The organism is Pseudomonas sp. BMS12, assembly GCF_001592875.1.
Classification (GTDB): domain Bacteria; phylum Pseudomonadota; class Gammaproteobacteria; order Pseudomonadales; family Pseudomonadaceae; genus Aquipseudomonas.
In genome coordinates this window covers 58,578-70,158 of record NZ_LSOF01000015.1, presented here as the reverse complement: position 1 = coordinate 70,158, position 11,581 = coordinate 58,578, and the positions used below count along the sequence as shown (strand labels likewise).

General features: G+C 65.8%; 9 protein-coding genes. 1 reads left to right on the top strand and 8 read right to left on the bottom strand.

The genetic code is table 11. The features are described from left to right. Nucleotides 1-71 precede the first annotated feature (71 nt). Entirely contained in the window at nucleotides 72-593 is a 522-nt protein-coding gene (gene yjgA / locus AYB31_RS15135) for a ribosome biogenesis factor YjgA (protein WP_068829530.1), read from the top strand. Nucleotides 594-633: 40 nt separating this feature from the next. On the opposite strand, the gene tldD is transcribed toward yjgA, so the two are convergent. From tldD to mreB, 8 genes are all read right to left on the bottom strand, one after another. Continuing rightward, nucleotides 634-2,091, bottom strand: coding sequence for a metalloprotease TldD (gene tldD, locus AYB31_RS15130; RefSeq protein ID WP_068829529.1), 1,458 nt, complete (start codon nucleotides 2,089-2,091; stop codon nucleotides 634-636). Continuing rightward, nucleotides 2,088-2,942: a carbon-nitrogen hydrolase family protein gene (locus tag AYB31_RS15125; RefSeq protein WP_068829645.1), complete on the bottom strand. Its 855-nt coding sequence runs from the start codon at nucleotides 2,940-2,942 to the stop codon at nucleotides 2,088-2,090. Before AYB31_RS15125 ends, tldD begins: the two co-directional genes overlap by 4 nt. Nucleotides 2,943-2,997: 55 nt before the next feature. Further along, a complete protein-coding gene (locus tag AYB31_RS15120; protein ID WP_068829528.1) occupies nucleotides 2,998-6,819 on the bottom strand; it encodes a YhdP family protein in 3,822 nt (1,273 codons plus the stop codon). Beyond that, nucleotides 6,820-8,277 (bottom strand): ribonuclease G, encoded by a 1,458-nt coding sequence (gene rng, locus AYB31_RS15115; protein WP_068829527.1) that lies wholly within the window; start codon nucleotides 8,275-8,277, stop codon nucleotides 6,820-6,822. A gap of 47 nt (nucleotides 8,278-8,324) precedes the next feature. After that, nucleotides 8,325-8,927, bottom strand: coding sequence for a Maf family protein (locus AYB31_RS15110; protein ID WP_068829526.1), 603 nt, complete (start codon nucleotides 8,925-8,927; stop codon nucleotides 8,325-8,327). 42 nt (nucleotides 8,928-8,969) lie between these two features. Then, the gene (gene mreD, locus AYB31_RS15105) at nucleotides 8,970-9,455 is read right to left on the bottom strand and encodes a rod shape-determining protein MreD (protein ID WP_068829525.1); all 486 of its coding nucleotides are present in this window, start codon (nucleotides 9,453-9,455) and stop codon (nucleotides 8,970-8,972) included. Continuing rightward, on the bottom strand, nucleotides 9,455-10,426 hold the full coding sequence (gene mreC / locus AYB31_RS15100) for a rod shape-determining protein MreC (protein ID WP_082805319.1): 972 nt from the start codon (nucleotides 10,424-10,426) through the stop codon (nucleotides 9,455-9,457). Before mreC ends, mreD begins: the two co-directional genes overlap by 1 nt. Nucleotides 10,427-10,519: 93 nt before the next feature. Then, entirely contained in the window at nucleotides 10,520-11,560 is a 1,041-nt protein-coding gene (mreB, locus tag AYB31_RS15095; RefSeq protein ID WP_068829524.1) for a rod shape-determining protein MreB, read from the bottom strand. Nucleotides 11,561-11,581: the final 21 nt, after the last annotated feature.

The window sequence follows — 11,581 nt, the reverse complement described above, 5'->3', positions numbered from 1 at the left end:
GGGTGACTGTCCATCGGGACAGGCATCCCCTGACTGGTTATCATGGCGGCGTTTCCATTCGGACCGCCCCCATGGCTGATTCTTACGACGAAGACTTCTCCGGCGAGAAGAGCAAAACCCAGATCAAGCGCGAGCTACATGCCCTGCAGGATCTCGGTGCGCGTCTCACCACCCTAAAGCCCGAGCTGCTGGACAAGCTGCCGCTGACCGACGCCCTGCGCAAAGCCCTGGCCGAGGCGCCGAAGCACACGGCCAATGCGGCCAAGAAGCGCCATGTCCAGTTCATCGGCAAGCTCATGCGCGAACAGGACATCGAGGCCATCCTGGCGCTGATCGACCAGGTCGACAGCTCCACCCGCGAATACAACGAGCGCTTCCACAACCTCGAACGCTGGCGCGACCGCCTTATCACGGGCGACGACACCACCCTGGAAAGCTTCGTCACCGACTATCCAGAGACCGACCGCCAGCACCTGCGCAGCCTGATCCGCCATGCCCAGCACGAGGCGGCGCACAATAAACCGCCGGCCGCCGCGCGCAAGGTTTTCAAATACATCCGCGAACTGGACGAGGTCCAGCGCGGCCTGCGTTAATGCCTCATCCCTAGGCTGGGCATCTCACCCAGCCCAGACACTAGGCTCCCGTACCACCCACGGTGATCGCATCGATCTTCAGGGTCGGCTGGCCGACGCCAACCGGCACCGACTGGCCGTCCTTGCCACAGGTACCCACGCCGCTGTCCAGGGCCAGGTCGTTACCGACCATGGAGACCTTGCTCATGGCCTCCGGACCATTGCCGATCAGCGTGGCGCCCTTGACCGGCGCGGTAATCTTGCCGTCCTCGATCAGGTAGGCCTCGCTGGTGGAAAACACGAACTTGCCACTGGTGATGTCCACCTGGCCGCCGCCGAGGTTGGCGCAGTAGATGCCCTTCTTCACCGAACGGATGATTTCCTCAGGGTCACTCTCGCCGGCCAGCATGTAGGTGTTGGTCATGCGCGGCATCGGCAGATGCGCGTAGGACTCGCGCCGGCCATTGCCGGTCGGCGCCATGCCCATCAGGCGCGCATTCAGCTTGTCCTGCATGTAGCCCTTGAGCACGCCATTCTCGATCAGCGTGGTGCAATGGGTCGGTGTGCCCTCGTCGTCGACGCTGAGCGAGCCACGGCGCCCGGCCAGGGTGCCGTCATCGACAATGGTGCATAGTTTGGACGCCACCGGCTGGCCGATCTTGCCGCTGTAGGCCGAACTGCCCTTGCGGTTGAAATCGCCTTCCAGGCCGTGGCCGACCGCCTCGTGCAGCAGCACGCCGGACCAGCCGGCGCCCATCACTACCGGCAGGGTGCCGGCCGGCGCGGGAATCGCTTCCAGGTTGACCAGCGCCTGGCGCAAGGCCTCGCGGGCGTAGCCCATGGCGCGTTCTTCGCCGTTACCATCGCGCTCGAGGAAATAGCGGTAATCGCTGCGCCCGCCGCCGCCATGACCGCCGCGTTCGCGGCGACCGTTCTGTTCGACGATCACGCTGACGTTGAAGCGCACCAGCGGGCGGATGTCGGCGCCCAGGCTGCCGTCGCTGGAAGCCACCAGCACATGGTCCCAGACCCCGGCCAGGCTGACAGTAACCTGTTTGATACGCGGGTCGAGCGCACGGGTGGCGACATCGATACGCTTGAGCAGCTCGACCTTTTCGGCGCGCTGCAGCACTTCCAGCGGATTGTCCTGAGCATACAGTGCAGTGATCTGCGGACTGGCGAAGGCCTGCACACGGCCCTGCTGCCCGGCGCGGGAAATCGAACGAGCGGCGCGGGCGGCCTGGCTCAGCGCCTCGGCATGGATCGCGTTGCTGTAGGCGAAACCGGTCTTCTCACCGGACTGGGCACGCACGCCGACGCCCTGGTCGAGGTTGAAGCTGCCTTCCTTGACGATGCCGTCCTCCAGCACCCAGGTTTCCGAAACCTGGCTCTGGAAATACAGGTCGGCGGCGTCGATGCCGGGGCCGGCCAGGTCGCCGAGAATCGCCGGCAACTGCTCGATAGCGAGGTTGCCGGGGGCCAGCAGCTGGCTGCTGACGCGTTCGAGGATGTCGGTCATAACTGCTCCGTGGGCGCCGCCCCGGGTTGGGCCGGCGCAATGAATCGTCTGTGTTGGGCCACCGGCATGCGCTGGCGCACTGCCGCCTGCTCGCGGGCATCGCGCTCGGCCAGCAATACCGCCTCGCCTGTGGCCTGTTCCGCCAGCACTCGCCCCCAGGGATCGATGATGGCCGAGTGGCCGAACGTCTCGCGCCCGCCCGGATGAACACCGCCCTGCCCGGCCGCCAGCACATAGCACTGGGTCTCGATGGCACGGGCGCGAGTCAGCACCTGCCAGTGGGCGGCACCGGTGACGGCGGTGAAGGCCGCCGGGGCCGTGATCAGTTCGGCACCGGCCGCACGCAGCCGGCTGTACAGTTCGGGGAAGCGCAGGTCGTAGCACACCGTCAGCCCCAGGCGTCCGAGCGGGGTATCGGCGACCACCACCTGATTGCCGAAGGCATAGTCGTCCGATTCGCGATAACGCCCGCGCGCATCGGCGACATCGACATCGAACAGATGCAGCTTGTCGTAGCGGGCGACGCGCTGGCCCTGGCTATCGAACAGCAACGAGCAGGCATGGGGCTTGGCATCGGGCTGGCCGTCGGGCGGCAAGGGAATGGTGCCGGCGACCAGCCAGAGTCCGAGTTCACGGGTCGTGTCGCGCAGCCAGGGCAGGATCGGCCCGTCGCCCTGCGCCTCGGCACGCCCCAGGGCCGCCAGGTCGCGGCGGCCCATGGCGGCGAAGTTCTCCGGCAATACGGCGAGGCGCGCGCCCTGCTGCGCGGCCTGCTCCAGCAGACGGCGGGCTGCAACGAGGTTGGCCAGGACATCGTCCTGACTGGCCATCTGGATCACGGCAAAGGACATGGATACTTGCGCCAGGTTCATGCCTGCATGCTACCCCATGTCGACGAAACTGACTTCACCGGGGTTTCTCGAAGGGCTTGTCGAAAGTGATTTCCGGGCTCGCCCAGGGCCCCTTGACCTGATACTGAACGCTGGCAAAGCGCGCCACGCGATCACCGAGCAGCTTGTCCACCACGAACAGCGCACCGCCGATGGCCGGCGCACCAACGATCAGCGCTGCCAAGGGCAGATTGTTGGTGACCGGCAGGGTCACCAACAGCGTGGCATCGATCCGCTCATCGGCCATGTCCAGGGTGCCATTCAGCTCCAGGGTGCTGGACGGGCCTTCGACCTTGAGTGGTTTGCGGGTTTCGAATACACCGTTCTGGCCAACCAGCAGGACCTTGGTGCGGTCATAGCTGAGCCCCTTGCCGAGCAGGTCGGAGAAGTCCAGGCGCAGACGGCGACCGATGGAGTTGAAGTTGAGCAGGCCGAACACCCGCAGGGCCGAGGCCGAACCCTGCACCTCGACGAACTGCCCCTTGCGCAGGCTGGCATCGAGGCTGCCCGTAAAGCGCTTGAGGTTGAGACCTGCAGGCGAGCCGGGCCAGCGCCCATCGGCATCGAGACGGAAGCGCTCGCTGGTGGCGCTGGGCGCATACCCCCAAGCATTGAGAACATCGGCCAGGTTCTCGCCCTCCAGCCGACCCTTGTACCAGCTGCTGCTAGCACCGGCCGCGCCCTCCCAGCCGGCGCTGCCCCCCACGCGCAGGCCCTTGAGTTCCAGCGCCAGATCGCTGAACTGCACGCCTTGCGGGGTCGGCCTGGCTTTCAGCGACCAGGCCCCGAGCAGGTCATCGCCCTGCAGGACCTTGGCGATGCGCAGATCCAGCGCCGGCACCTGCTTCGGATCGACCGCCGCCAGCGGATCAGGCTTATCCACAGGGTCTGTCGTCACCGGTGGCGCGGCCGGCGGGAAGCTCAGGCGTGCCAGGTTCACATCGATGGGCGCGCCTTGCGCATCCGGCAGACCGACCCGCCCCTCGAGCAGCGCGCTGGCCAGATCCAGCTGCCAAGCACTCTCGCCTCGCGCCAGCTTGACGGCCAGGTCATCGACCTGGGTGCCGAACCCGCTGAAGCGCCCGATCTTCATCTCTGCGCCACGAAAGAACTGCTGGCTCTGACGATCGCCAGACAGTCCTGCATAGGGTTTGATTGCCGCCTGCCAGGCAATCCAGTCCAGTTCGGCGAGTTGCCCGCTGATGCGTATACCGCTACCACCTGGCATTTGTGCAGTGCCACCACCCAGGCGCAGCTCTCCGCGCCCCTGTAGCAACTGGCCTGGCGGCGCAGCGAAGGCCAGGTTGACCAGCTCGCCATAATCCAGCCAGTAACGCCGCTCATTGCCCTGCAGGGTCATGCGCCAAGAGGTCTTGCGGGTTTCGGCAGCCGCCTTGGCGAACGGTGGCGGCAGCTGCACGGCCAACCCCTTGAGGTCGGAATCGACTCGCAGCTGACTGTCGGCACCATCCAGGGTCAGGCGCAGGTTGTAGGGCAGCTCGCCGGCCAGCGGCAGGGGCTGGGTCACGCCCAGCCAGCGGGTCAACTCGCCCAGAGGCACTCGCCCATTGGCCTCGATGCGGGTCCGCGCATTGCCCCGCGCGCCTTCGGCCACGGCCCGGCCGCGCACGGCATGGCCGAGCACTCGGGCGCGGATGTCCGGGGCGCTCAGACCGCTGGCGGTATTGAAGCGGAAGGCACCCTTGAGCTGGCTCAGTTCGAGGGCGGGATTGACCAGCTTGAGGTCCGCACCCTCGGTGGCGAAATCCACCTGCACCTGCGGCGGCGTGCTCGTGGCCAAAGGAATATCGAGCTTCAGCTTGCCGCTCAACGGTCCCTGCCCCTGCCAGCCGGCAAAGGTCTCGGCAGTACCGATAGGCGCTTCCTGAAGAATCTTCAGCGCATCGCCCAGGCTGCTCTCCACCTCGCCTTCCAGGGCCAGGCGTGACACCTGACCCGGTGCGACATGGGGCACGCTGGCCTGCACGTTGAGCACGCGACTGTCCAATAGGCGGCCTTCCGACACGCGCACATCGACGCCATCGTCCTCGATCAGCACTTCGCCACGCGCCTCGCGCAGCAACGGCCAACCCGGCTGGAAAGCCAGTTCGGCATCATGCACGAGAAAATACAGGCTGATGCTGCGGGCCGCGTCGTCGGCCCCCTTGGCCAGCGAGCCCTGGTACTGAAACCAGCCATCGTCGATGCGCCCACCGCGAATCGCCGTCTGCAGCCATTCGCCCAGGGCTGGGCTGAAACCGGGGGACTTGGTCGGCAGGTACTTGCCGGCCTTGCTCGCATCGCCGTCCGCCAGGCCGACGCGCAGGTCCATGTAGTCTTCTTCCGCCGGGTCTTTGCGCAGCCGCACCAGAAAATCACCGGCAATCCTGCCTTCCTCGCCAACCACCTGCAGGTAGGGGCTGTTCAGCGTCAGGTTGCCTTCGTCCAGCTGCCAGTCCAGCCGGGCGCCGGCCTGGCGATATTGCCAGGGCTCGGCGAACAGGTTGGGGAAGTGCAGGCTGAAGTTCTCGCTGGCAACCAGGGCCTCGCCGCCGCCCAGATCACCGCGTACGCTACCGCTGGCGTTCTCCACACCCGGCACACCCTGCCAGGCGCCTATGCCGACCTGCTGCAGGTTGGCGAAGAACTGCAGGCGCTTGCCATCGTTCAACTGCGGGCGGTACTCCAGGCGCACATTGCGCAGCACTCCGTGTGGCGCCAGGGCCGCGAGGGCCTCGTCGGCCTGCTCCGGCAACGGTACCAGGGCGCGTATCACCGGCCCCAGGGGCGTGAGGTCGAGCCGATCGGCATCCAGTTGCCAGAGCTCGGCCTGCCCGGCTGCGTCAAGGCGCTGGCGCAGGGCCAGGCTGACCTCGCCCCAGCGCGTCTCGCCCAGGCTCAGCGCCAGGCCGTCCACCAGCAACTCCGCGCTGTCGGCCTGGCGCTCGAAATAGCTGTTCAGGCCCAGGTCCGAGATATGTACCGGTTTACGGCCGTCGTGGCTGCCACTCAGCTCCGGCACATGCAGGCGAGCCGCACCGCGCTGCACACGCCCCTCGGCCCAGTCCAGCCAGAACTCGCCGCCGGCCTGAGCCTTGTCCAGCTGCCAGGCACCCGTCAGATCCTCTGGCAACCAGGCCGCCCAGTCGCTCTGCGGCAGGCTCAGGTAGGCTTCGGCACTGCTCGCCTGCCAGTCCTTGGCATCCAGGCGCACGCGCAAACGCAAGGCCAGCGGCTGACCGTCGGGCAGACGCAGGCGCACATCCAGGCGCTGGCGTACCAGCCCGCTGCGCAAAGTGGCGTCGATATAGGTCAGACTGAGCGGCTCGCGCCCCCGCGGTTCGAGAGTCAGCTGGCTGCCCAGCAGCGATACCTTGCGGACATGTTCCAGCAGCTTGAGCAGTTGCTGCGGCTGCAGCGGTTGGCTCGGTTCGCGGGTCGGCAGCCCTTCGACGGTCCAGCGACCCTCCTCGCCCTGGCGCAGGCTCAACTGCAGCCCTTCGACCTGCAGATTGGCAAAGCGCAACTGGCGGGCCAGCAGGCTGCCGATCACATCCGGTACCACGCGCACCTGATCCAGACGCACGACACTGGCACCCTCGCCCACTTGCACATCGTGGGCCGTCAGTACCGGATCGAAGCCACTCCAGCCGCCTTCAAGGCTACCGATGAACAGCGGCATGCCCAGCGCATCACGCGCCCGGTCCTGCACCTCATCGCGATATTCCGCCAGCAGCGGTGCCAGTTGCCGACCCAGGCTGACATACAGCGCGGCCAGCACCAGCAACAGAGCGCAGAGCCCCAATCCCCATCGCAACAGCCGGACCAGGAAGCCCATTCAGAGCAGCACCACGTCGTACTGCTCCTGGGAATACATGCTTTCGACCTGGAACTTGATGGGCCGGCCGATAAAGGCCTCCAGTTCACCGACGTTGCCTGACTCTTCGTCGAGCAGGCGGTCGATCACCTTCTGATTGGCCAGCACCAGGTAGCCCTCGGCCTGATAGGCACGGGCCTCGCGCAGGATTTCGCGGAAGATTTCGTAGCAGATGGTTTCCGCAGTGCGCAGCTTGCCGCGCCCCTGGCAGGCCGCACAGGGCTCGCACAGCACCTGTTCGAGGCTCTCGCGAGTGCGCTTGCGGGTCATCTGCACCAGGCCCAGTTCGGTGATGCCGATGATGTTGGTCTTGGCGTGATCACGCTCCAGCTGTTTTTCCAGGGTGCGCAGCACCTGGCGCTGATGTTCCTCGTCTTCCATGTCGATGAAGTCGATGATGATGATCCCGCCGAGGTTGCGCAGCCGCATCTGCCGGGCAATCGCGGTGGCCGCCTCGAGGTTGGTCTTGAAGATGGTTTCTTCGAGGGTACGGTGACCGACGAAGGCGCCGGTGTTGACGTCGATGGTGGTCATCGCCTCGGCCGGATCGACCACCAGGTAGCCGCCGGACTTGAGCGGTACCTTGCGCTCCATGGCACGCTGGATCTCGTCCTCGACACCGTACAGGTCGAAGATCGGCCGCTCGCCCGGATAGTGTTCGAGGCGATCGGCGATCTCGGGCATCAGCTCGTCGACGAACTGGGTGATCTTGCCGAAGGTTTCCCGCGAGTCGATGCGGATCTTCTCGATCTTAGGGTTGACCAGGTCGCGCAGGGTGCGCAGGGCCAGGGACAGGTCCTCGTAGATCACCGAAGGCGTCTTGGCCGTCTGCATCTGCCCGGCGATCTGCTCCCACAGGCGGCGCAGATAGCGGATATCGGCGAGGATCTCGTCGCGCCCGGCACCCTCGGCGGCGGTGCGCAGGATAAAGCCGCCCGCCTCCTCGATGCCCTCGGCCGCCACACAGTCGGCGACCACCTGCTTGAGGCGCTCGCGCTCGGTCTCGTCCTCGATCTTCAGGGAAATACCGACATGCGCGGTTTTCGGCATGTACACCAGGTAGCGCGAGGGAATCGACAGCTGGGTGGTCAGGCGTGCGCCCTTGGTGCCGATGGGGTCCTTGGTCACCTGCACCACCAGGCTCTGGCCCTCATGCACCAGGGCTCCGATGGGCTCCACCGCGCTGCCTTCGCGGCTGGAGATTTCCGCCGCGTGGATGAAAGCGGCGCGATCCAGGCCGATGTCGATGAAGGCCGCCTGCATGCCCGGCAACACCCGCACCACCTTGCCCTTGTAGATATTGCCGACGATGCCGCGCTTCTGCGTACGCTCGACATGCACTTCCTGCAGCACACCGTTTTCCACCACGGCCACGCGCGACTCCATCGGCGTGATGTTGATCAGGATTTCTTCGCTCATGCGTCCTACTCTGCGCGTCGCGGCTGCTGGCCAGGGGCCGCCGCGTTCTATTGTGGGCCGACAGGCGCAGCCTGCCAGCACGGAATCCCGAATTCTCCAAGCATTTGCGCGGTCTCGCACAATGGCAGCCCTACTACCGCCGAATAGCTGCCCTGCAACTGGCTGACAAACACCGCCGCCAGGCCCTGGATACCATAGCCACCCGCCTTGTCCTGCGGCTCGCCGCTGGCCCAGTAGGCCTCGGCCTCACCGGGCCGCAAAGGGCGAAACGCGACCCGACTGACCACTACCCGCGACTCGACCCGGCCGGCGCCGGCCAACGCCACGGCGGTCAGCACCTGGTGCTCGCGCCCGGCCAACGCCGCGAGCATGGCCAGGCCATCCGCGCGATCCAGCGGTTTACCGAGAATGCGGCCATCGAGCACCACCGCCGTGTCGGCCCCCAGCACCACCGCCTCGGCGGCCGACCCCAGAGTAGCCAGACCAGCCTCGGCCTTTTCCCGCGCCAGGCGCTCTACATAGCCATGGGCGGACTCATCCGGCAACGGGGTTTCGTCTATGGCGGCGATCAGAGGAGTAAAAGGAACGCCGATCTGGGCCAGCAATTCGCGCCGGCGGGGGGAACCCGAGGCCAGGTAGAGCGTGGCCATGCAGACATCTCCCTGTCGAAGGAAATTGAAGAAGCGGTCTTGTCAGTTGACCGCGAAACGCTGCTGCAACCCACGCAGGATGGCGAACACCCAGGGCCAGAGCAAGGCGCTGATCAGCGCCGGCAGGACAAAAGCCAGGGTTGGCGGGCGATTGCCGGTGAGAGCGTTGAGCCACAACTGCACCAGCTGGGCCAGTCCGAACACCACCAGCAGCACCAGGCTCTGCTGCCACATGGGAAACATCCGCAGGCGGCGCTGCAAGGACAGCACCAGGAAAGTGATCAGGGTCAGTATCAGCGCGTTCTGCCCGAGCAGGGTGCCATACAGCACATCTTCCACCAGACCCAGGCTCCAGGCACTGACCATGCCCAGGCGATGGGGCAGCGCCAACACCCAGTAACTCAGGACCAGCGCCAGCCACAGCGGCCGGCCGATCTCCATGAACTGCGGCATGGGGGCCACGCTGAGCAGCAGGGCCAGCAGCAGACTGCCCCAGACCACCCAGCCATTGCGGGATCGGGCCACCATCACTGTCTCTCCTGTGCAGCCGCCGGCACGGCAGGTTCGTCACGCCCCGGCACCGGGGCCGGTACTGCCGCATCCGGCGCCTCGACCGGCGCAGCAGCGTCGGCGGCCTCCTGAGCCTGGGCCGCCTCGGTAGCGCGTTCTTCGGCGCTACGCGCATCGGTGAACACCAGCAGCATGTAGCGACTGCGGTTGAGTGCGGCGGTGGGAATGGCGCGAACAATGGCAAACGGCTGGCCGGAGTCGTGGATCACTTCGCTGACCGAAGCCACCGGGTAACCGGCCGGGAAGCGCTGACCCATGCCCGAACTGACCAGCAGATCACCTTCCTTGATATCGGCGGTATCGGCCACATGGCGCAGCTCCAGGCGTTCGGGGTTGCCGGTTCCGGCGGCGATGGCGCGCAGGCCGTTGCGATTCACCTGCACCGGAATGCTGTGATTGGTATCGGTCAGCAGCAAGACCCGCGCGGTATAGGGCATCACCTCGACCACCTGCCCCATCAGGCCGCGCGCATCGAGCACGGGCTGGCCGAGGAACACGCCGTCCTTCTCACCCTTGTCGATCAGGATGCGATGGGTGAAGGGATTGGGGTCGACGCCGATCAGCTCGGTGACCAGCACCTTCTCGTCGACCAGGGCGGCGGAGTTGAGCAACTCGCGCAGACGCACGTTCTGCTCGGTGAGGGTGGCCAGCTTTTGTAGGCGCCCCTGCATCAGCAGAGCTTCGGCCTTGAGCTTCTCGTTCTCGGCCATCAGCTCGCTACGACTGCTGAACTGCTGCGCCACGCCTTCCCACAGGGTCAGCGGCAGGCGGGCCAGGCGATAGGCGGGCTCGGTGATCAGGCCCAGCTGGGCACGCAGTGGCTGCAGCACTTCGAAACGCGCATCCACCACCATCAGCACGGCCGATAGCACGACCAGCACCAGCAGTCGTACGCCCAGCGAGGGCCCTTTGGCGAATAGCGGTTTGATGGCGCGTCCCCTTTTGCAGCGGCGGAAAGTGCAACAGCCAGAAAATACAAAGCCGGAAGAATGGGCTTCCGGCTTTGACAGCTTACCTCAGGCTCACTCGGTGGAGAGCAGGTCCATGGAGTGACGATCCATCATCTCCAGGGCACGGCCACCGCCACGGGCGACACAGGTCAGCGGGTCTTCGGCGACGATCACCGGCAGGCCGGTTTCCTGGGACAACAGCTTGTCCAGGTCGCGCAGCAGCGCGCCGCCACCGGTCAGTACCAGGCCACGCTCGGCGATATCGGAAGCCAGTTCCGGCGGCGATTGCTCCAGGGCGCTCTTGACCGCCTGGACGATGGTCGCCAGGGACTCCTGCAGCGCTTCCAGCACTTCGTTGGAGTTGAGGGTGAAGCTGCGCGGCACACCCTCGGCCAGGTTGCGACCACGCACATCGACTTCACGCACGTCGCCGCCAGCGTAGGCGGTGCCGATTTCCTGCTTGATGCGCTCGGCGGTGGATTCTCCGATCAGCGAACCGTAGTTACGGCGCACGTAGGTGATGATGGCTTCGTCGAAGCGGTCACCGCCAACGCGGACGGATTCGGCGTAGACCACGCCGTTCAGCGAGATCAGGGCGATTTCGGTGGTACCGCCACCGATGTCGACGACCATCGAGCCACGGGCCTCTTCGACCGGCAGGCCGGCACCGATGGCAGCCGCCATCGGCTCTTCGATCAGAAACACTTCGCGGGCACCGGCACCGAGAGCCGATTCGCGGATGGCGCGGCGCTCGACCTGGGTCGACTTGCACGGCACGCAGATCAGCACGCGCGGCGAGGGCTGCAGGAAGCTGTTCTCATGAACCTTGTTGATGAAGTACTGCAGCATCTTCTCGCAGACGCTGAAGTCGGCGATCACGCCGTCCTTCATCGGGCGGATGGCGGAGATGTTGCCCGGAGTACGGCCGAGCATGCGCTTGGCCTCAGTACCGACGGCAACCACACTCTTCTGGTTGTTGCCGCTGGTGCGAATGGCAACCACGGACGGCTCGTTGAGGACGATGCCGCGCTCGCGCACATAAATCAGGGTATTGGCCGTTCCCAGGTCGATCGACAGATCGCTGGAGAACATGCCACGCAGTTTCTTGAACATGGGATAGAGAACCCTAGGCAG

What these genes read in the sequence shown, in the direction of transcription:
- yjgA (WP_068829530.1), top strand. Translation starts at nt 72, where the DNA reads ATGGCTGATTCTTACGACGAAGACTTCTCCGGCGAGAAGAGCAAAACC.
- tldD (WP_068829529.1), bottom strand. Translation starts at nt 2,091, where the DNA reads ATGACCGACATCCTCGAACGCGTCAGCAGCCAGCTGCTGGCCCCCGGC.
- AYB31_RS15125 (WP_068829645.1), bottom strand. Translation starts at nt 2,942, where the DNA reads ATGTCCTTTGCCGTGATCCAGATGGCCAGTCAGGACGATGTCCTGGCC.
- AYB31_RS15120 (WP_068829528.1), bottom strand. Translation starts at nt 6,819, where the DNA reads ATGGGCTTCCTGGTCCGGCTGTTGCGATGGGGATTGGGGCTCTGCGCT.
- rng (WP_068829527.1), bottom strand. Translation starts at nt 8,277, where the DNA reads ATGAGCGAAGAAATCCTGATCAACATCACGCCGATGGAGTCGCGCGTG.
- AYB31_RS15110 (WP_068829526.1), bottom strand. Translation starts at nt 8,927, where the DNA reads ATGGCCACGCTCTACCTGGCCTCGGGTTCCCCCCGCCGGCGCGAATTG.
- mreD (WP_068829525.1), bottom strand. Translation starts at nt 9,455, where the DNA reads ATGGTGGCCCGATCCCGCAATGGCTGGGTGGTCTGGGGCAGTCTGCTG.
- mreB (WP_068829524.1), bottom strand. Translation starts at nt 11,560, where the DNA reads ATGTTCAAGAAACTGCGTGGCATGTTCTCCAGCGATCTGTCGATCGAC.